The organism is Paractinoplanes durhamensis (assembly GCF_016862175.1).
In the GTDB taxonomy this organism is placed as follows: Bacteria; Actinomycetota; Actinomycetes; order Mycobacteriales; family Micromonosporaceae; genus Actinoplanes; species Actinoplanes durhamensis.
In genome coordinates this window covers 103887-124123 of record NZ_BOML01000062.1, presented here as the reverse complement: position 1 = coordinate 124123, position 20237 = coordinate 103887, and the positions used below count along the sequence as shown (strand labels likewise).

General features: G+C 72.3%; 15 protein-coding genes. 9 read left to right on the top strand and 6 right to left on the bottom strand.

Annotation, left to right across the window (positions count from 1 at the left end):
* From fxsT to Adu01nite_RS38845, 4 genes are all read right to left on the bottom strand, one after another.
* The coding region (gene fxsT, locus Adu01nite_RS38860) for an FxSxx-COOH system tetratricopeptide repeat protein (protein ID WP_203734333.1) at positions 1 to 2108 on the bottom strand (2108 nt) is incomplete at its 3' end.
* Positions 2109 to 2223: 115 nt separating this feature from the next.
* Positions 2224 to 2766, bottom strand: a complete 543-nt coding sequence (locus tag Adu01nite_RS38855; RefSeq protein WP_203734332.1) for a hypothetical protein — start codon at positions 2764 to 2766, stop codon at positions 2224 to 2226.
* An 84-nt stretch (positions 2767 to 2850) separates the two neighbouring features.
* Positions 2851 to 5496 (bottom strand): TIM barrel protein, encoded by a 2646-nt coding sequence (locus Adu01nite_RS38850; RefSeq protein ID WP_203734331.1) that lies wholly within the window; start codon positions 5494 to 5496, stop codon positions 2851 to 2853.
* An 11-nt stretch (positions 5497 to 5507) separates the two neighbouring features.
* Complete coding sequence (locus Adu01nite_RS38845; RefSeq protein ID WP_203734330.1) at positions 5508 to 6290, bottom strand: citryl-CoA lyase; 783 nt, start codon at positions 6288 to 6290, stop codon at positions 5508 to 5510.
* 152 nt (positions 6291 to 6442) lie between these two features.
* Here Adu01nite_RS38845 and Adu01nite_RS38840 point away from each other — a divergent pair, with 152 nt between their 5' ends.
* The 6 genes from Adu01nite_RS38840 (at position 6443) to Adu01nite_RS38815 (ending at position 13563) form a co-directional block, all read left to right on the top strand.
* Positions 6443 to 7492 (top strand): ThuA domain-containing protein, encoded by a 1050-nt coding sequence (locus Adu01nite_RS38840; protein WP_203734329.1) that lies wholly within the window; start codon positions 6443 to 6445, stop codon positions 7490 to 7492.
* Between the two features lie 19 nt (positions 7493 to 7511).
* Positions 7512 to 9638, top strand: coding sequence for an outer membrane protein assembly factor BamB family protein (locus Adu01nite_RS38835; protein WP_203734328.1), 2127 nt, complete (start codon positions 7512 to 7514; stop codon positions 9636 to 9638).
* Positions 9639 to 9741: 103 nt separating this feature from the next.
* A complete protein-coding gene (gene pqqC / locus Adu01nite_RS38830; protein ID WP_239133032.1) occupies positions 9742 to 10437 on the top strand; it encodes a pyrroloquinoline-quinone synthase PqqC in 696 nt (231 codons plus the stop codon).
* Positions 10434 to 11783 carry a pyrroloquinoline quinone biosynthesis protein PqqE gene (gene pqqE, locus Adu01nite_RS38825; RefSeq protein ID WP_203734326.1) on the top strand — a complete coding sequence of 450 codons (1350 nt, stop codon included), beginning with the start codon at positions 10434 to 10436 and terminating at the stop codon, positions 11781 to 11783. Before pqqC ends, pqqE begins: the two co-directional genes overlap by 4 nt.
* Positions 11780 to 12619: a pyrroloquinoline quinone biosynthesis protein PqqB gene (pqqB, locus tag Adu01nite_RS38820; RefSeq protein WP_203734325.1), complete on the top strand. Its 840-nt coding sequence runs from the start codon at positions 11780 to 11782 to the stop codon at positions 12617 to 12619. Before pqqE ends, pqqB begins: the two co-directional genes overlap by 4 nt.
* An 89-nt stretch (positions 12620 to 12708) precedes the next feature.
* On the top strand, positions 12709 to 13563 hold the full coding sequence (locus Adu01nite_RS38815) for a shikimate dehydrogenase (RefSeq protein WP_203734324.1): 855 nt from the start codon (positions 12709 to 12711) through the stop codon (positions 13561 to 13563).
* Between the two features lie 4 nt (positions 13564 to 13567).
* Here the strand turns inward: Adu01nite_RS38815 and Adu01nite_RS38810 are convergent, their stop codons facing one another.
* Complete coding sequence (locus Adu01nite_RS38810; protein ID WP_203734323.1) at positions 13568 to 14764, bottom strand: CaiB/BaiF CoA transferase family protein; 1197 nt, start codon at positions 14762 to 14764, stop codon at positions 13568 to 13570.
* 24 nt (positions 14765 to 14788) lie between these two features.
* A complete protein-coding gene (locus Adu01nite_RS38805) occupies positions 14789 to 15589 on the bottom strand; it encodes an IclR family transcriptional regulator (RefSeq protein WP_203734322.1) in 801 nt (266 codons plus the stop codon).
* A gap of 212 nt (positions 15590 to 15801) precedes the next feature.
* On the opposite strand from Adu01nite_RS38805, the gene Adu01nite_RS38800 reads away from it, so the two are divergent.
* The 3 genes from Adu01nite_RS38800 to Adu01nite_RS38790 are packed head-to-tail and all read left to right on the top strand — an operon-like array spanning position 15802 to position 20194.
* On the top strand, positions 15802 to 17277 hold the full coding sequence (locus tag Adu01nite_RS38800) for an aldehyde dehydrogenase family protein (protein ID WP_203734321.1): 1476 nt from the start codon (positions 15802 to 15804) through the stop codon (positions 17275 to 17277).
* On the top strand, positions 17277 to 19004 hold the full coding sequence (locus Adu01nite_RS38795; RefSeq protein WP_203734320.1) for a thiamine pyrophosphate-binding protein: 1728 nt from the start codon (positions 17277 to 17279) through the stop codon (positions 19002 to 19004). Before Adu01nite_RS38800 ends, Adu01nite_RS38795 begins: the two co-directional genes overlap by 1 nt.
* A gap of 38 nt (positions 19005 to 19042) precedes the next feature.
* The gene (locus Adu01nite_RS38790; RefSeq protein WP_203734319.1) at positions 19043 to 20194 is read left to right on the top strand and encodes an ABC transporter substrate-binding protein; all 1152 of its coding nucleotides are present in this window, start codon (positions 19043 to 19045) and stop codon (positions 20192 to 20194) included.
* Positions 20195 to 20237 lie beyond the last annotated feature (43 nt).

Here is a 20237-nt window from a genome sequence, read left to right as displayed (position 1 = left end):
AGGACGCGCCGGCGGCGAGTCAGTGTGTCCTCGTAGAGGCTGTGTGCCTGTTCGTATTCGCCCAACTCATAGAGACTCCGGGCGAGGTTGTTGGCTGAGCTGAGTGTCTCGGCGTCGTCGTCGCCCAGGACGCGCCGACTGCGTGCCAGTGCGTCCTCCTGACGGCGCCGGGCCTGTTCGTGGTCGCCCAGCAGGGACAGGTTGGAACCGAGGCTGTCGGCGGAGCGAAGGGTGACGGGGTCATCGTCACCCAGGATTCGTCTGCGGCGGGTCAGAGTGTCCTCGTTCAGCCGGCGGGCCTCCTGGTATTCACCCAGCAAGGCATGAGCGTTGGCGAGTTGGGCGGCGATCTCCAGCACCGCGAGATCGTCGGGGCCCAGTTGCTGTCGCAACTGCTCATGCCAAAGGTGGCCCCATTGCTTCGCGGTGCGGTAGTCCCCGCGGAGCACCAGGTAGTACAAGGCGCTGGCGGCAAGGTCGCGTAGCGCACTGCTTGCGGTGACCGGCATTCTGACCAGCAGGTGCGGAAGTAGATCCGCCCACTTGGGCCAGAGCGCCGGTTCCCCTGTGTATCCGGGTGATGCCTCCACGAGCAGCCGATCGGAGGACTCCGTCTCCGCGGAGCTGGTCGTCCGGGCCACGATGGCCTGGGTCAGCCGGTGCATCTGGATCACGTCGGAGTCGACCCGGGCCAGGCCCAGCGCCGCGATCCGGCCCAGCGTGCGACGCAGGGCGAGGGTCCGGGAGGCCACGGTCGCCAGTGGCCGCGGCAGCGTGCCCTCGGGCGTGCCGATCAGCCACCGCAGTGGCACCGCCTCCGGCGCGAGCACCGCGATCAAGCGCAACAGCTGGGCAGCGGCCTCGTCCTGCCCGGCCAGGTGCCGCATCGCCGCCGCGACTGCCGCGGCGAGCGGCCCAGGGTAGTGCCCGGTCGGCCCCTCGCTCAGCACCGCCGCCGGATCGACCGTCAGCTCCTGCAGGTATTCGTCGACGGTCATCCCGGTCTCGGCGAGCAGCCCGGCCGCCTGCGTCAGCGCCAGCGGCAGATCCTCGACCGCCGCGGCGAGCCGATCCACATCCGTAGCCGACAGCTCCGGCCGCACGTCCAGCACCAGTTGCACGGACGCCGGCCGGGTCAGCACATCCACCTCGATCGGAGCCGCCGCGACCTTGCTCGTCTGCCTGCTGCGCGAGGTGATCACCACATGGCCGGTTCCGTCCGGGATCAGCGCGCCGACGGCGTCCGCCGTCGGCGCGTTGTCGTAGATCAGCAGCCAGCCGGGCATCCCATGGAACCGGCGCATCACTGACTCCGTGGCGGCCGGCGTTGCCGAGGCCCCGGGGGTCAGCCAGTCGGCGGCCACGGCGAGCGCAGCCAACTGCTCGCCGATCAGCTCGGGCCGTTCCGCGTCGATCCACCACACCAGGTCGTACTCGTTGGCGAACAGGTGCGCGTACTCGACCACCAACTCCGTCTTGCCGACCCCGCCGATGCCGTGCAGTGCCTGCACCAACGCTCGATCTCCCGAGCACAGGCGTTGCCGCAGCCCGGCCAGCTCCGCTTCCCGGCCGGTGAACGCAGGGTTCCGGCGACGCACATTCCACACCGCGGGCAGCGACCCGGGCACGCGCGCTCCGCCGGTCGGCGGCGTCGGGGCGTTATTGACAGCGGAGCCGGGGAACGGAACATCCCCGGCCGGGCGGCTCGGCCCGGTGACCGCCGCCAGCAGCCGTTGCCGAGCTTCCAGCTCCGGCACGCCGAACAGGTCCCGGTACAACACCGCCCGCAGGATCGACGGCGGTTCGACCTCGGCCACCCGCAGCGGAATCAGACGGCGGCCGCGCTTGTCGGGCCGCTCAGCCAGCACCACCGTCCACTCGTCCGTGGTGAAGCGCTCCCGGTCGAAGTAGTCCTTGGAGAGCAGGGCCAGCACCCGGTCGCATCGGGCCAGCGCGTCACTCATCCGCAGGACGAAGTTGTCGCCGGTGGCCCAGTCCCAGACGTCCAGCTCGACCGTGAATTTGTTGCGTTCGAGCTGCTGGGCGGCCCACTCCGCCCACGGCCGGTCCGGGCCCGCGTAGCTGATGAGGAAGTCCACCCGCGTCATGCCTGCCACCCTTACCCGAACGGATATGGCCGGTCATCCGGCCTTGGTGGCCTTGATGAATTCCAGCTTGCCCGATTTTCCCGAGTGATGCGGTCGATGCGGGGGTTCACACCGCTCAGGATGCCTTGGCGAAGAAGTGCCGGAGGTAGTCGTTGCGGGCTACGCCGGGGGCGCCGATCGCCTCGACCACGGCCGGAGGCCGCAGCAGCTCGTCGGGGATCTGGCCGTCGCCGCCCAGCGAAGCCGGCTGCCAGCCCTTCTGGCGGGTCACCGCCAAGGCCAGCCGGGCCAGGCGGGCGGCGATGTGGTCGAGGACCGCCGGGCCGCCCGGTGGCAATGCCGAGATCAGGTGCAAGATGCGGCGGACCGACTCGGCGGCCTGGGCGTCGCTGATCAGCGGCTTGCCCAGGTAGGTGTAGGCCAGGCCTCGGGTCAGGTATTCGGCGATGTTCAGGTATTGGCCGGGGGCCGGGTTCTGCTCGTAGAGCGCCATGCCGTTTCCCCAGCCCAGGCGGCCGCCGGCCGCGCCCTCCAGCTGGCCGGGCGGCCACTCGGCGCGGATCCGGTCGTCCTCCGACCAGTCCAGCGCGGGCGCGGGCGGCGCGGACGTGATGCGGGCGCCGGGCGGTGGCTCGGCTCGGCGGCGAAAGACAGACATGGACCCTCACCCTCCTGGCTTGGACCGACTGACAAGCTACTCGCCGCCGGACGGCCCGGCCCATCGCCCGTTTCGGCAGAAAGGCTAACGAGCTACCGCCTTCTCCAGGTGGTGGCGGGTGGCCGCGATCGCCATCCGGGCGTGTTCCTTGCCGCCGACCTGGGCGACCAGCGTCGCCCTCGGGATCTCCAGGGCGTAGGGCAGGCCGGGCGGGAGGGCGCCGAGGATGCCGTGCACGTCGATGCCGCCCTCGCCGGGGAACAGGCGCTCGAAGCGGGCGGTGTGGATCAGGCCCTCGTTGGTGGCGGGGACCGCGGGTGGGGCGTCGCAGACGTGCGCGAAGTGGAACCACTCGGCCGGCAGCTGGCGCAGGTCGGCGATGCTCGAACCGGAGCGGGCGAAGTGCAGCAGGTCGATCAGGATGCCGGCGTTCGGCTGGGCGGCGCCGCGCAGAACCCGAACCGCGGCTTGCAGGTCCGGGGTTTCCGTCCAGGACGGGAATTCCAGGTCCATGGTCAGGCCGAGCGGTCTCGCCATCTCGCAGAGTTGCGCGAAACGGTCGGTCTTGCGGGCCCGGTCGGGGTCGGGGAGCTGCACGATGACGTGCCTGGCGCCCAGCTCGGCGCCCGCCTCCAGGAAGCGCTGGAAGTCGCGGGGGTCCTCGGCGGGGCTGATCCGGGCGAGCTCGATGTCCAGGACCTCGATGCCGGTGGCGGCGAGCCTCGTCTTGGTGGTGCGCATCAGGGCCGGATCGGTGGCCAGGGGATAGTGCGGCTCCTGCGGGGTCACCCGGGTCAGCCGCAGCCCGACGTAGCGGTAACCGGCCTCGGCGGCCGCGTCGACCAGCTCCGGTGGGGAGAGGCTGAGTGCGGTCAGGTGGGCCAGCGAGTAGTCCTGCCGTTCGGCGGATTCGGTGTGGCGCAGGGCGAGCAGCCGTCGTTCGCGGTGGGCGGCCATCCGGGCCGGTGCACTGACCGCGCCGCCGTAACCGTCGTAGCCGTCGATCCGCTGCACGACGGCGAAGAAGACCCGGGAGCCGAGCATCTCCGTGTAGAAGTGCAGGTAGGCGCCGCGCTCGTCCCGATCGTACAAAATGGAATGCTCTTGGAGCTCGGTGAGCAGGTCGGTGGGCAGGGCCAGGCGGGCGTCGAGATCGGCGTAGTAGTTGTCGGGGATCGGCAGCAGCGGGGCGCCGAGCGTGCGCATCGCCCTGGCGCAGGCGACGGCGTCGTCGGTGCTGAAGGCCACGTGCTGCGGGGCGGGGATGACCGGCGCCCAGTCGCCGCGGTGCAGCGGTGCCGTGTTGAGGGTGACCCGGACCCGCCTGGCCGGATCGGCGGCGGCCCGGCTGAGGATGCGCCCGAAGGGGGCGGCGATCTCGGTGGTGGTGCCGGCGCGCAGGCCGAGGACGGCGCGGTAGAAGAGGGTCGCGTCGTCGAAGTCGTCGATCGAGTCGGTCAGCGAGAGATGGTCGGTGCCGGTGATGTTTCCACCGGAGGACGGCGCTGCGCCGGTGGGCAGGAAGTCGCGGGGCCAGCTGTCGGCGTGGACGAGGAAGACCGCGGTGCCGTCGGGCGCGGCGATCGAGGTGAGCTCGGCCTCCTCGGCGGCGCGCAGCCGGGGGAGGGCCGGAGCGAGGAACTGCTCGGCCCGCCGGGTCGAGGCGACCGGGTCGGCGCTCTCCACCGCGAAGGCGCAGATCGTCGCGGTGCCGGGCGGGACCGTGCGCTGCGCGGCGAAGTTCAGCAGGACCCGGGCCCGGGCCTGCTGCCAGAGCTGGACCGGCTTCGAGCGGTGCTGGCCGGCATGACTGAAGCCGAGGGCGGTCAGCGCGCGGGCCACCGACGGGCCGGAGGTGTCGTCCACCGCGAGCTCGGTGAAGACGATGCCGCCGAGTTCGGGCGCCGGCGGCAGCTCGGCGGCCGGGGTGGTGACGCCGGCCGACTCGCGCAGGGCGAGCAGGGACCGCATGCCGTCGATGGCGGCCTGCCGGGGGTCCGCCTGCCGGTAGACGTCGTTGACCACCTCCAGGGCGAGCGGCCCGGCGTAGCCGGTGCTCAGCACCTGCCCGACGAAGCGGGTCAGGTCGAACGAACCCAGCCCGGGGAAGAGCCGGGTGACGTCGGGGCTGGTGCGCGGGGCGTCGGCCACCTGGAGGTGGAAGATCTTCTCGCCGGGGATGACCCGGATGCCGGCCGGGTCGTCGCCGCGGGACAGGATGTGGAAGCTGTCCAGGCAGAGGCCGAGCGCCGGATGGCCGGCCCGGCGCACGATCCGCCAGGCGTGCGCGTAGGTGTTGACGAAGCGGCCCCGGGCCAGCGCCTCGTAGGCGATCCGGGCACCGTGCGCCTCGGCCCGGGTGGCCAGCTTGTGCAGGTGCTCGGCGGCCAGATCGTCGTCGTCGACCGCGTCGGCGGACATCGACGAGCTGACCACGAGGGTTCGCGTGCCGAGCTGTTCGAGGATCGCGAAGGTCCGGTCGGCCCGGCGCAGGGTGGCCGCGAAGATGTCCGGCGGGACCGCCTCGGCGTCGGTGAACGGCTGGTAGGCGTCGATGGTCAGGCCGCGCCGGGCGCATTCCTGGCGGATGCGGCCGGGCGACCAGGACGACACGACGAGGTCGTTCCCGGTCAGCTCGATGCCGTGGAACCGCGCGGCCGCCGCGGCGGCGAGCTTGTCCTCGAGAGATCCGGAAAGGCATGCCGTGGAGATGGACGAGGGGTGGTCCATGGCCTTTCCCTTCAGGATAGAAACGTGGGGCGGATCGCGGGCGGGATCGGGCCCTTGTTGCGGCGCCCCTGCTGGGACTCCTCCCAGGCGTGGGCGAGGATGCCGACGCTGCGGCTGAGCACGAACAGCCCGCGCGCCAGGGGTGCCGGGAAGCCCAGCTCGGCGTAGATGACCGCGGTTGCGCCGTCGATGTTCATCGGCACCGGCCGGCTCCGGCCCCGGTTGAGCGCGGTCTCGACGGCCCGGGCCGCCCGCAGGTGACCGCCGGGCACGACGCCGTCGGCGACGGCCGCGTCGACCAGGGCGAGCAGCGGATCGCGCCGGGGATCGTGGGTGTGGAAGCGGTGGCCGAAGCCGGGCAGGTAGCGGACGCCGCGGGCCCGCCAGGCGGCGATCACCTCGTCGGCCGCCACCGCGAGGTCGCCACCGTCGCGATCGAGGATCTCGGTCAAGAGCATCACGCACTCCTGCCCGGCGCCGCCGTGCGAGTCGCCGAGTGTGTTGACCGCGCTGGCCATCGCGTTGTTGAGCCCGACGCCGCAGGTGATCGCCATCCGGGCGACCGCGATCGACGGGGCGTGCGGACCGTGGTCGACGCCGGCCACGAGCGCCGCCTCGAGCAGGGCGGCCTGCCGGTCGGTGGGCCGCTCGCCGCGGAGCATCAGCCAGATCATCGACCCGAAGCCGATCGATCCGATCAGCTCCTGCACCGGGATGCCGCGCAGCTCGATGCGGTTGGGCTCGATGCGGGACACCGCGGTGCCCCACCAGTCGGCGGCGTCGTCAGCGGTCATGGCGAGACCCTAACTCGGGTCCGATCTGCGGTCCAGGGAAACCGTAGAGCGGATCTCTTGCGCCGTACGAAACAAGCTCTTTATATTGAGCCGGACCTAAGAGCGGTACAGATGGTCCGTCTAGCGGACTTCCCTTCAGGGAAAGGCTCTCGATGGCGAAACTTCCCCGGCGCGCGGTCCTTCGGGGCGCGGCCGCCACCGCCGCGGCCGCCGCGGCGGCCGGCACCACGGCCAGTAGTGCGGCGGCCGCCGAACGGCATGCCGGTGGCGCCGAGCCGACGGTCAAGCAGCCGGTCACCACGAACGTCCCTCGTGGACTGGACGACTATTTCGACCCGTACTACAACGTCATCCGCGGTCAGGTGCCGGCGTCCTACCACCCGTGGGTGGCCAACCGGCAGGACCGGATCCTGCTCTACACCCGGACCGCCGGCCCGCGGCACGCGCACCTCGGGCCCGCCCTGGCGGCCGGGCTGAACCCGACGCTGACCGCCGCTCACGTCCTGCAGAACGCGGTGATCGCCTGGATGGCCGAGGTCGGCGTCGGCGTCGACTGGACCGAGGACGTCACGCTGATGCCCGGCATCGGCAGCACCTACAAGGCCGTCGTCTTCGGCAGCACCAGCCGCGACACGCTGTGGAAGCACGGCACCGCGGTGAGTGCCGCGGCGGTGAACACCACCACCGGCGCCCACCTCGACGCGGCGAAGACCGCGCTGCGGCAGTACGTGCGGGCCGGCGGCGGTTTCGTCGGCATCCACAACGCGATCGGCGGCACCGAGTACAACTGGCCGTACTACGAGGGCCTGTGCGGCGGCACCCAGTACTACGACCACGGTGCGCATCAGAACGGGACCGTGGTCACCCTGGCCAAGGACTCGTCCACCCAGGGTCTGCCGCCGCGGTGGGACTTCAAGGACGAGTGGTACAACTGGATGCCCTTCCCGGCCCGGGTGAAGTTCCTGCTCGGTGTGGACGAGTCCAGCCTGGCCACCAGGTCCGCGGTGCACCCCGGGCACGGCCGGTTCCACCCGCTGTCCTGGTGCCAGTACTACGACGGCGGCCGCTCCTGGGTCACCGCCCTCGGGCACGACTCGGCCGCGTGGACCGACGGCTCCGGCTATGTCGGCCAGGCCTTCTTCAAGAAGCACATCGTCACCGGGATCCTGTCCGCCATGGGCAAGCTCCCGTTCTGCAGCTGACTCGAGAACGGGGACAGCCATGGAGAGACGCAAATTCCTGGCCGGCGCGGTGGGCGCCGTGGGCACGACCGCCCTGGCCGGCACACCGGCGGAAGCGGCCCCATTACAGCCACCTGCCTTCGGGCGGCCCGGGAAGAACTTCCCCAAGGTCTGCGGAGACCTGGGCAACACCAACCACTCCAACCTGGGCCAGATCAATCGGCGAACTCTGCAGCGGCTGGGCGGTGCGTGGCACGTCAACCTGGAGGGCGGCAGCACCAGCCAGGCGCAGCAGAGCACCGCGGTGGTCCAGGACGGCGTCCTCTACGTGCAGACCACCCAGCAGAACGTCTTCGCGGTCGACGGCCGCACCGGCGCGATCAAATGGAAGACCAACCTCGGCAGCAAGAGCACGAACATGCGCGGCGTTGCGCTCGGCGGCGGCAAGGTCTTTTCCACAAGCGGATCCAACATGGTGTACGCCCTGGATCAGCTCACCGGCGCGATCCTCTGGCAGCGCCCGCTGATCACCGCCGGCGAGGGTGGCTCGGACAGCGGCTGCGACCCGCAGAACGGCCAGTGCGGCGGCCTCACCGGCACCCTGGCCGGCGCGGTCGTCCACCACGACGGCCTGGTCTACGTCGGCATGCAGGGCAGCACCGGCGGCGCCCGCGGCCGGGCCTACGCCCTGAACGCGGCGACCGGCGAGATCGTCTGGACGTTCTGGTCGGCGCCAGGGCCCGGCGAGTTCGGCCACGACACCTGGGCCGGCGACTCGTGGAAGACCGGCGGCGCGGTGCCGTGGATCCACCCGGCGATCGACCCCGAGCTGGGCCTCGTCTACTGGACCTTCAGTGGCCCGTACCCGCGCACCGACGGCTCGTCCCGGGCCGGCGACAACCTGTTCGCCAACTCGATCGTCGCCCTCGACGCGAAGACCGGCCGCCGGCGCTGGCACTTCCAGTCGGTGCACCACGACATCTGGGACATGGACAACGTGATGGCCCCGGTCCTGATCGACATCGTGGTCAAGAAGAGGCTGCGCAAGGTCGTGGTCTACGGCAGCAAGGTCGGCATGTACTACATCCTCGACCGCCGCACCGGCGAGGCGATCCACGGCATGGAGGAACGGCCGGTTCCCCAGGACGTACGCCAGAAGACCGCACCCACCCAGCCGTTCCCCGGCGGCGAATCGTTCGTCCCGCAGGAACCGCGGATCGACAAGGCCACCCGCCCGGTGCCGTTCTACGAGACCGGCGGCCTCTACACCCCGCACTGGGACCGGCCGGTCATCATCTTCCCCGGGGCCGGCGGCGGCGCCGACTGGTCGCACCTGTCGTTCAACCCGCACACCGGCTGGATCTACGTCGGCTACGGCCTGATCAACTCGGGCTTCTCCAACGCCCGCGACGGCCGGGTCAACACCTCCCGGCCGCTGGGCGAGTATTTCGCCGGCGGGATCGTCGCGGTCGACCCGGTCACCAACCGTCCGGTGTGGACGAAGGACGGCGAGTGGTCGCTCGCGCACGGCAACGGCATCCTGACCACGGCCGGCCGGGTGATGTTCCAGGGCGGGCCGGACGGCCTGCTGCACGCGATGGACGACACGAACGGCGAGGTGCTCTGGAGCTTCCAGACCGGAGCCGGCGTGCACACCAGCCCGATCGCCTACGAGATCGACGGCGAGCAGTACATCGCGGTGTTCGCCGGCGGCAACGGCCTGCCCTACCCGGACATCCCGCGCGGCGACCACCTGTGGGCGTTCAAGCTCGGCGGCACCGTCGCGCCGGCGGCGACCCCGGTGCCGCCGTCGAAGCGCAACGACGTCCGCACCGCGGCGGTCACCGGCGCGACCGCGAACAACACGGTGACCATCGGGCGGGTCTGGAGCGCGGCCACGAACGCGCCGGGGGCCACCGAGAACCTGGTGGCGCAGAACGCGATGGCGCCGCAGCACCTGGCGATCCCGGCCGGCACCACGGTCACCTTCGTCAACCCGGCCGACAACGCCTCCGCGCACGCGGCGGTGTCGTTCTTCGACGACGAGTTCGACACCGGGGTGCTGATGCCGGGCAAATCCTGGTCACACACGTTCAGCACGCCCGGCACCTACTTCTACAACGACGCCGTCTACCCGCAGAACACCGGCAAGATCGTCGTCTCCTGAAGGGACATCTCATGACCAAGGAAAAGCGCACCTGGACCAAACCGAAGACCGAATGCCTGGAATCAAGAGCAGAGATCTCCGGGTACGCCGGGGTCGGCCAACCGTGGCGCCGGCCGAGCTGAACCGGGCCGACTTCGCCGCCGCCCTGCACGGCCTCGCCCCGCGCTACTGGGATCGCCACCCGTTCCACCGGCGCCTGCACGCGGGCGAGTGCTCGCCGGCCGAGGTGCGCGGCTGGGTCGCCAACCGGTGGTACTACCAGAGCATCCTGGCCCGCAAGAACGCGGCGATCATCGCGAACTGCCCGGAGCCGGCCGTCCGCCGCCGCTGGCTCGACCGGGTCACCTTCCACGACGGTGCCCGCGACGGCGAGGGCGGCCAGGCCGACTGGCTGGTCCTCGCCGACGCGGTCGGGTTGGCCCGCGAGGAACTGCTCGACGAGCGGCACGTCGCCCGCGGCACCCGGTTCGCGGTCGACGGCTACCTGCACTTCTGCCTGCACCGGCCGTGGCTCGAGGCGGCGGCCGCCGCACTGACCGAGCTGTTCTCGCCGGAGCTGATGGCGGCCCGGGTGGTGGCCTGGCGCCGGCACTACGACTGGATCAAACCCGAGGGGTACGCCTACTTCGAGCACCGCATCCCGGTGGTGCGCGACGACGCCCGCTACACCCTCGACCTGGTGCTGACGCACTGCCGGACGGCCGACGAGCAGCAGGCCGCGCTGCGGGCGCTGGCGTTCAAGTGCGACGTGCTGAACGCGATGCTCGACGCCGTCGAACACCAGGGCGGCGTCGCGTGAGACCGGGGCTGGGCCGGGGCGTACGGCTGGTGCACGACCCGGTCCGGCAGGCCGACGCCCTGCTCTTCCCGGAGGGCAGCCTGATGCTGACCGGGCCGGCCCCGGACGTGGTGCGCGCCTGCGACGGGCACCGGGACGTCGACGACATCGTGGCGCTGCTGGCCCACACCTACGACGACGTCGACCGGGCCGACGTCGCCGAGCTGGTCGACGATCTGACCGCCCGGCGGTTGCTGGCCGACGGTGGACGCCCGGCCGTCGCGCAGACCTGCGCCGGTGCCCCGGGCGGGCCGGCGCCGCTACCGATCGGCCTGGTCGCGGAGCTGACCTACCGCTGCCCACTGCGCTGCGGCTACTGCTCCAACCCGGTGCAGATCGACCCGGTCCGCGACGAGCTGACCACGGGGGAGTGGCGGACCGTCCTCGACCAGGCCCGCGAACTCGGCGTCCTGCAGGTGCACTTCTCCGGCGGCGAGCCGGTCCTGCGCCCCGACCTCGCCGATCTCGTCGCGCACGCCCGCACGCTGGGCATGTACACCAACCTGATCACCAGCGGGGTCGGGCTGTCGCACGGCCGGCTCGACCGGCTCGGCGCGGCCGGCATCGACCACGTGCAGCTGTCCGTGCAGCACGCCGACACCCCGGCCGCGGACGCCATCGCCGGCCTGCGCGCCCACGAGCGGAAGATCGCGGCGGCCGGCCTGATCCGGCGGGCCGACCTGCCGCTGACCATCAACGTGGTGCTGCACGCCGCGAACGTGGACCGGCTCGCCGACATCGCCGCGTTCGCCGCCGATCTCGGCGCCGACCGGCTCGAGCTGGCGCACACCCAGTACTACGGCTGGGGCCTGCGCAACCGGGCCGCCCTGATGCCCACCGCCGATCAGGTGCGCCGGGCCGGCGTCGCCGCGGCCGGGGTGCACGAGCGGTACGGCCACGAGATGGAGATCGTCTACGTGGAGCCGGACCACTTCACCGGCCGCCCGAAGCCGTGCATGAACGGCTGGGGCGCCCGGCAGCTCGCGGTCACCCCGACCGGCGTCGTCCTGCCCTGCCTGGCCGCCCAGCAACTGCCCGGCCCGCCGGCCCCGACCGTGCGGCGGCAGCGGCTCGCCGACATCTGGTACCGCTCGGAACTGTTCGAGCGCTACCGCGGCACCGCCTGGATGCCGTCCCCGTGCCGCGATTGCGAGCTGCGCGAACTCGACTTCGGCGGCTGCCGCTGCCAGGCCTTCCAGCTGACCGGCGACGCCGCGGCCACCGACCCGGCCTGCTCGCTCTCGCCGCACCACGGGCTGCTCGAACCGGCCACCCGAACCCCGATGATCCCGCGGCGGTACGCGTGAGGGTCCGGGTGCTCGGCAGTGCCGCGGGCGGCGGAAGCCCACAGTGGAACTGCGCCTGCCCGGTCTGCCAGGACGCCCGCCGCACCGGCCGCCATCGGTCCCAGGACACCGTCGCGGTCAGCGGCGACGGCACGGCGTGGTACCTGCTCAACGCCGGCCCGGATATCCGCACCCAGATCCTCGGCACCCCGGAGCTGGCCCCCGGCCCGGGGTTGCGGGAGACCCCGCTACGCGGCGTACTGCTCACCACCGCCGAGCTCGACCACACGCTCGGCCTGCTCAGCCTGCGCGAGGCGGTCCGGCTGAGCGTCTACGCCACCCCGGCGGTGAGCGCGGCCCTCGAAACCGCCTTCCCCCTGCGCCCGATGCTCGCGTCCTACACCGAGCTGCACTGGAACGAGCTCACCGACCACCTCGTGCTGGACGGCGGCCTCGACGTCCGCCGGCTCACGGTCGGCGCGAAGCGGCCGCGCTACGCGGCCGGGGTCGCCGGCGACGACTGGGTGTCGGCGCTGCGTCTGACCGACACCCGGACCGGCGCGAGCTTCGTGCACGCCACCTGCCTGCCGGCGTGGACCGCGGCGTTCGACGGGTTCGTGGCCGGTGCCGGCGAGGTGCTGCTGGACGGCACCTTCGGCACCGACGACGAGCTGACCCGGACGACCGGCCGGCCGGGCAGCGCCCGCAGCATGGGCCATCTGCCCATCGTGGAGTCCCGGCCGCACACGGCCCGGCATCCCGGCACCCGATTCCGCTACGGGCACCTCAACAACACCAATCCGGCGGCGGGGGACGACGTGGTCGCCGATGGGTCGGAGCTCCTGGCCGACCGATAAAGGCCATGCATTGTCGTCCATCTCTTGACATCGCAGGTTTCGGTGCCGATAACTAACGTACTGGTTCGTACAAAGAACTGGAGGCCATCGTGGAACGCTGTCTGGTGGGCCTGATCGGCGCCGGCATCGGGACGTCGCTGAGTCCGGCGCTGCACGAGCGGGAGGCCGGCCGGCACGGCCTCCGCTACCTCTACCAGCTCGTCGACCTCGACCGGCTCGCCCCGGCCGCCCGCGACGTCGGCGACCTGGTCAGCGCGGCCCGGCGGCTCGGCTTCCGCGGCCTCAACATCACCCACCCGGTGAAGCAGGACGTGGTGCGGCACCTCGACGATCTCGCGCCGGAGGCGGCCGAGCTCGGCGCGGTCAACACCGTCGTCTTCGACCACGGCCGGGCGGTCGGGCACAACACCGACCGGTACGGCTTCGCGGCCGGCCTGGCCCGCCAGCTACCCGGCCTGCGCCTCGACCACGTGGTGCAGCTCGGCGCGGGCGGCGCGGGCCTGGCAGTGGCGTCCGCGCTGGCCGGCGCGGGCGCACGGCGGCTGTCGGTGGCCGACGTCGACCCCGGCCGGGCCGAGCGGCTGGCCCGCGCGATCGCCGGGCACCACCCGGTGACGGTCGAGGCGATCGCCCCGGAGGAGGTGCCGGCCCGGCTGGCCGACGCCGGCGGCCTGGTCAACGCGACCCCGATCGGGATGGAGGGCCATCCGGGCACCCCGATCGAGCCGGAGCACCTGCGGGCCGACCTCTGGGTCGCCGACGTGATCTACCGCCCGCTGGAGACGGCACTGATCCGGACCGCCCGGGCGCTGGGCTGCCGGGTGGCCGACGGCGGCGGGATGGTGGTCCACCAGGCCGCGGCGTCGTTCCAGCTCTTCACCGGATACGCGCCCGGCGAGGACCGGATGTACGCCGACTTCCTGGAGCTGGTCGGCGATGCCTAGCGTGTCAGTCGCCGGCCGGGACCGGGCTACGGGCCTCCCGCCAGCGCCGGAGCAGCTCGGGCACCTGGGCGTTGTGCTCGCCGAGCACGGGCGGCGGAGCGGGCGGGGTGAGCGGCTCGCCGTCGAAGAGCACCCCGCTCCCGCTCACCCGCAGCGTCCGGTCGCCGGCCGGGAACGGCACCTCGGCGATGAAACCCCGGCCGGCCACCTGGTCGATGTCGACGGCCTGAGCGACGGTCAGGATGCGGGCCGCCGGGACCCCGGCCGCGGACAGCATCCGCTCCCACTCCAGCGCCGGCCGCGCCCGCAGGGCCTCGGTCAGCTCCCGGTTGAGCTCCGGCCGGTGCGCCTTGCGCGCCTCCCGGTCGGCGAAGCGGGGATCGTCGATCAGCTCCGGGCGGCCGACCAGCCGGCACAGCGTCTCGTACTGCTCCTGGCGGTTCGCCGCGATGTTGAGCGGGCCGTCGGCGGTGTCGAAGGTGCCGGACGGGGCGGCGGTCGCGTTCTGGTCGCCCATCGGCTGCGGCTCGACCCCGCTCACCAGGTAGTTGGAGACCGCCCAGCCCATCGCCGACAGCGACGCCTCCAGCATGGACACGTCCAGGTAGCGGCCCTTGCCGTCGACCCGCCGGCCGGCCAGCGCGGCGGTGATCGCCAGCGCGGCGGACAGGCCGCCGACGGTGTCGGCGACCGGGAAGCCGACCCGCAGCGGCGCGGTCTCCGGGGTGCCGGTCACGCTCATCATCCCGGACAGGCCCTGGATGATCTGGTCGTAGGCGGGCGCCTGGCTCATCGGCCCGGTCTGGCCGAAACCGCTGATCGCGCAGTGCACGAGCCCGGGGTTGAGCCGGGCCAGCCGCTCGGCCGGGAAGCCGAGCCGGGCCAGCACGCCGGCCCGGTAGTTCTCGACCAGCACGTCGGCGTGCGTCGCGAGCTCCTCGAACGTGGCCCGGCCGTCGTCCGACTTCAGGTCCAGCTCGATCGACTTCTTGCCGGCGTTCTGGGCCAGGAAGGACGCGCCGAGCAACGACCGGTTCAGCTCCGGGTCCGGGCCCAGCCGCCGGGCGAGGTCGCCCCGGCCGGGCATCTCGATCTTGAGCACCTCGGCGCCGAGCAGCATCAGGTGATACGTGCAGTAGGGCCCGGCGAGGACGTTGGTGAGGTCGAGGACACGGATACCGTCGAGCGGCCGGTCGGGCATGCGCGGTTCTCCCTACGGGTGTGGTCAGAACGACGAGCCGAGCGGATGGTCGAAACCTCGCTCGTTCATCTGCGCCGCCGCGGTCAGCAGCGCCGCGGTGAACTCGGTGACGCGGTCGTCGGTGAACCGCACGGTCGGGCCGCTCAGCGTCAGCGCCGCGACCACGGTGCCGGAGCGGCCCAGGATCGGCACGGCCACCGCGGACAGGCCGGTCTCGCGCTCGCCGTGGCTCACCGCGTACCCCTGCTGGGTGGCCTCGTCGATCCACTCCCGGATGCGCCGCACGTGCCCCTCGCCCCACGGCGAGGAGCGGGCCACCCGCTCCAGCAGGCCGTCGGAGGCGTTGCGCAGCAACACCTTCGCCGAGGCGCCGGCCCACATCGGCAGCTCGTCGCCGACGTGCACGACGTGCCGCAGTGGTTGCGGGCTCTCCTGCTGGGCGATGCAGATCCGGACGATGTCGCGGGCCACGTAGACGTTGACCGTCTCCCGTTCGCGCGCGGCCAGCTCGCGCATCAGCCGCTGGGTCTCCGGCGGCAGCTCCCAGCCGCGCCGGGCGAGGTGCGCCCACCGCCAGAGCCCGGGCCCGGCCATGTAGCCGGAGTTGGTCGCCCACAGCAGGCCGCTCTGTTCGAGGGTCTGCACGATCCGGATGACCGTCGTCTTGGCCAGCCCGGTCGCCGCGACGATGTCCCGCACGGCGATCAACGGGCGGTCCTCGGTCAGCAGCGACAGGATGTCGAGCGCCCGCTGGATGCTGCGGACGCCCTGCCCCTCGGAGCTCTCGTCGCCGGCCGCCGGGTTACGCCTGGTCGCGGATGTCACCGTGGCTCACTTCCTCTGCAGTGCGGCCGAGATCGGCCATTGGTGTCTAGGACACCTGAATTCTGCCGCCCGCGCGATGACGTCATCGGCCCGTAACTTTTCGGCCCCGATCTATTGCCATCGGCTGATGGCCAACCGTACGTTACACCCGAGTCCGTACAGCGGTCCAGAAGACCAAATGTGGTCCACGTGACGGACTTTAGGAGGTGCAGATGCTCGCGGCCATCCTCAACACGCCACCGGGATCGGTGGTTTCGGCGCCCACCCTGCTCGGCGGCGTCTGGATCGGTGACGGGCCGTCGGACGACCGGGTCGGTCCGTTCACCCGCACGGTGGTCAGCCGGGCCCGGATCGCCGAGCCGGGCGACGCCCGGGCGGCGGCCGGGCATGCCACCGCGTTCGCCCGCACGGTCGCCCGCCTCGCGCCCGCCACCCGGGCCGCGATCCTCGACCGGGCCGCCGCGCTGGCCACCGAGCACCGCGACGCGATCGCCCGGCTGATCGCCCTCGAGCTGGGCAAACCCGTCAAGGACGGCCGCGGCGAGCTGGACCGGGTGGCCGACACGTTCGCGGTCTGCGCGGCCGAGGCCCGCCGGATCGGCGGCGACGTGCTCCCGGTCGCCGGCTGGGAACGCGGCATCGGCAACACCGCCCTCACCTACCGCGCGCCGGCCGGCGTCGCCCTCGCGATCACGCCGTTCAACGCCCCGGCCAACCTGCTCGCGCACAAGTTGGGCGCGTCGTTCGCGGCCGGCAACAGCACCATCGTGAAGGCACCCCCGCAGGCGCCCGCCGTCTCCGCCGCCGTGGTCGCGCTGCTGCTGGAAGCGGGCGCGCCGGTCGAGGCGGTGCAGCTGCTGCACGGCGGGGGCGAGGTCGGCGCCGAGCTCTGCGCGGCCCCCGAGGTCGCGGTCATCAGCTTCACCGGCAGCGCCGAGACCGGCGCCGCGGTGGCCCGGGCGGCCGGCGCCAAGCGGCTGGTCCTGGAGCTCGGCGGCAACGCCGCCACCATCGTCTGCGCCGACGCCGACCTCGCGGCCGCCGCCAAGGTGTGCGCCCGCACCGGCTATACCAACTCCGGGCAGAGCTGCATCTCGGTGCAGCGCGTCTACGTGCAGCGGGACAGCTTCGCGGCGTTCGTCGACCTGCTCACCGCCGAGGTGGCGGCGCTGCGGGTCGGTGACCCGCTCGACCCGGCCACCGACGTCGGCTCGATGGTCGACGACCGGGCCGCCGAGCGGGTGCTCGGCTGGGCCACCGAGGCGGCCGGCGCCGGCGCGCGGATCACCGTGGGCGGCGCGCGCGACGGCGCCACCCTCACCCCGACCGTGGTCGCCGACCCGCCCGCCGACGCCGCGGTGGTGACCAAGGAGGTCTTCGGGGCGCTGGTCAGCGTGCTGCCGTTCGACGACTTCGACACCGTCCTGGCGACCTGCAACGCGAGCCGGTTCGGCCTGCAGGCCGGGCTGTTCACCCGGGACATCGGCCGGATCCTGACCGCCTGGCGGGAGCTGGAGGTGGGCGGCCTGATCGTGAACGGCTCGTCCAACTTCCGGCTCGACCACGTGCCGTTCGGCGGGGTCAAGGACTCCGGGTTCGGCCGGGAGTCGCCGGCCCACATGATCGACGACTACACGGTCGTCAAGACGCTGATCCTGCGCGGAATGTCGATCTGGGGAGAGAACTGATGGCCACCGCCGCCGACGCGCTCGTCGCGCAGCTCACCGACTACGGCGTCGAATACGTCTTCGGCACCTGCGGGCACACCAACATCGCGCTGCTGGACGCCATCGGCCGCAGCGGCATCGAGTTCGTCATCGCCCGCCACGAGCAGACCGCCGCGCACGCCGCCGACGGTTACGCGCGGGCCACCGGCAAACCCGGCGTCCTGCTCATGCACGTCGGCCCGGGCATGATGAACGCGGTCACCGGGGTGGCCACCGCCGCGCTCGACTCGGTGCCGCTGGTCGCCATCGCCGGCGACATCCCGTCCTACCTGTACGGCCGGCACCCGCACCAAGAGGTCAACCTGCACGCCGACGCCGACCAGGCGGCCATCTACCGGCCGTTCGTGAAGCGGGCCTGGCAGGTGCAGCGGGTCGAGGATCTGCCCCGCTTCACCGAGCGGGCGTTCTGGACGGCGAGCTCGGGCCGGCCGGGCGCGGTGCTGCTCAACGTGCCGATGGACCTGTTCTCCCGGCCGCTGCCGGACGGCGTCCCGGCCTACCCGCTGCCGGCCGCCGTGACCCGTCCCGACCTGAGCGCCGCCGACGCCGACCGGATCGCGGCCGCGCTGGCCGGTGCCGAGCGGCCGCTGATCTACCTGGGCGGCGGACTCGGCGGCCCGGCCGGCCGGGCCGCGCTGCGCGAGCTGGCCGAGCACCTCGACATCCCGGTGGCGCACTCGCTGATGGCCAAGGGCGCGCTGCCCGACGACCACCCGCTGGTGCTCGGCATGACCGGGTTCTGGGGGCTGGAAGTCACCAACGCCTACGCCCGCGACGCCGACCTGGTGCTGGCCATCGGCACCCGGTTCGCCGAGACCGACGCGAGCTCGTGGAACCCCGACTACACCTGGCGTTTCCCGCCGTCGCGGCTGATCCAGATCGATATCGACCCGGCCGAGATCGGCCGCAACTACCCGGTCGAGCTCGGCGTGGTCGCCGACGCCGCGCTCGCGGTCACCGCGATCCGCGACCGGGTCCGCGGCCACGACCCGGTCGCCCGGCCCGAGCTGCGGGCCCGGATCGCCACCGCCCGCGGCGAGCTGTTCGCGGCCAGCGCCGAGCGGGGCCGCAGCGACCAGTTCCCGTTGCGGCCGGAGCGGATCCTGGCCGACGTGCGGGCCGGGCTGCCGCCGGACGCGGTGCTGGTCACCGACGTGGGCTGGAACAAGAACGGGGTGGCCCAGTGCTATCCGCTGCCCGCCGCGGGCCGGTTCATCACCCCCGGCGGCGCGTCCACCATGGGCTTCGGCCCGGCCGCCGCCCTCGGCGTGCAGCTCGCCCAGCCCGAGCGGGTGGTGGTGGCGCTGATCGGCGACGGCGGGATGAGCGCGCAGCTGCCGGCCGTGCCGATGGCGGTCGAGCGGGGTCTCCCGGTGATCTTCCTGGTGATGAACAACCGGGCCCACGGCACCATCTCCGACCTGCAGTCGACGTTCTTCGGCCGCAGCTACGGCTGCGACTTCACCGACCCGGACGGGCAGCCCTACAGCCCGGACTTCGCCGCCCTGGGCCGGGCCTGCGGTGCCGACGGATACCTGATCGGCGAACCGGGCGAGCTCACCGCCGCCCTCAAGACGGCCGTCGACCGCCGCCGCCCCGCGGTGATCGACGTTCCGATGGTCAACGAACCGGTGCCGACCCCCGGCCACTGGAACATCAAGGACATCTACCAGGGCGTCTTCGAGTAAGAGGCGCCGACTCAACCCTAGATCGAGGTGAGACGCACATGGTCCGACCCCGTGCCACCGCCATATCCGCCGTCGCCGTGCTCGCTCTGGTCGTCGCCGCCGGGTGCAGCGCACCCGGCGGCGACAAGAAGGAGTCCGGCTCGGACTCCGGGCCCATCAAGATCGCCCTGGTGGACGCGCAGAGCGGGCAGCTCAGCTCGCTCGGCGCGTGGGAACTCAAGGGCGCCAAGCTCGCCGTCACCGAGTGGAACGCGGCCGGCGGCATCAACGGCCGGCAGATCCAGCTGGACGTGTTCGACGACCAGGCCGACCCGACCACCGGCACCAACCTCGCGCGCAAGATCGACAGCGAGGGGTACATCGCGATGATCGGCACGGCCGAGAGCGCGGTGACCATCGCGATGGCGCCGACGCTGAAGACCGCCGAGATCCCCAACATCACGTCCGGGCAGTCCCCGGGCCTGGTCGCGGTCGGCAGCGAGTTCCTGTTCCTGAACGGCCCGACCAGCACCACCTACGACGAGACGCTGGCCAAATACATCGTCGACCAGCAGGGCATCAAGAGCATCGCGCTGATCACCAACAACGGCTCGTACGGCAAGGGCGAGCACGACGCCTTCACGAAGGCGCTCACCGCCCGTAGCGTCACGCCGGTCGCCGACCAGGTGGTCACCACCGACCAGAAGGACTTCAGTGCCGCGCTCACCTCGATCCGGCAGAAGAACCCGAAGCTGATCTTCCTGGGCGCCGAGGAGGTCGAGTCCGGACTGATCGTCAAGCAGGCCCGCGACCTCGGCATCACCGTCCCGTTCGCGGGTGCCGCGCCGCAGGGCACGCCGGTCTTCCTGGACACGGCCGGCGCCGCCGGCGCCGAGGGCACGATCGTCAGCTCGCCGTATCTGAGCAACGACATCAGCCCGGCGTCGAAGAAGTTCGCCGACGCCTACAAGGCCGCCTACAACGAGGACGCCGAGCTGCACGGGGCCAAGGCGTACGACGGCGCGCAGATCATGCTGACCGCGCTCAAGAACAGCAACGTGGCCACCGGCAAGCCGCTGGCCGACGCCATCCGCGCCACCAAGTACCAGGGCCTGCTCGGCGACTTCGCGTTCGACCAGACCGGCGTCGGGATCTTCGCCACCTCGATCGGCAAGATCCAGGGCGGCAAGCTCGTCGCGGCCGCAGGCTGATCCACCCGACCCCCGGTATCCCGGCGCCGCCACGGAGGCGCCG

Bases quoted from the DNA above. Each gene is read 5' to 3' on its own strand.
- Adu01nite_RS38855 (WP_203734332.1), bottom strand. From the start codon at position 2,766: ATGTCTGTCTTTCGCCGCCGAGCCGAGCCACCGCCCGGCGCCCGCATC.
- Adu01nite_RS38850 (WP_203734331.1), bottom strand. From the start codon at position 5,496: ATGGACCACCCCTCGTCCATCTCCACGGCATGCCTTTCCGGATCTCTC.
- Adu01nite_RS38845 (WP_203734330.1), bottom strand. From the start codon at position 6,290: ATGACCGCTGACGACGCCGCCGACTGGTGGGGCACCGCGGTGTCCCGC.
- Adu01nite_RS38840 (WP_203734329.1), top strand. From the start codon at position 6,443: ATGGCGAAACTTCCCCGGCGCGCGGTCCTTCGGGGCGCGGCCGCCACC.
- Adu01nite_RS38835 (WP_203734328.1), top strand. From the start codon at position 7,512: ATGGAGAGACGCAAATTCCTGGCCGGCGCGGTGGGCGCCGTGGGCACG.
- Adu01nite_RS38810 (WP_203734323.1), bottom strand. From the start codon at position 14,764: ATGCCCGACCGGCCGCTCGACGGTATCCGTGTCCTCGACCTCACCAAC.
- Adu01nite_RS38800 (WP_203734321.1), top strand. From the start codon at position 15,802: ATGCTCGCGGCCATCCTCAACACGCCACCGGGATCGGTGGTTTCGGCG.
- Adu01nite_RS38795 (WP_203734320.1), top strand. From the start codon at position 17,277: ATGGCCACCGCCGCCGACGCGCTCGTCGCGCAGCTCACCGACTACGGC.
- Adu01nite_RS38790 (WP_203734319.1), top strand. From the start codon at position 19,043: ATGGTCCGACCCCGTGCCACCGCCATATCCGCCGTCGCCGTGCTCGCT.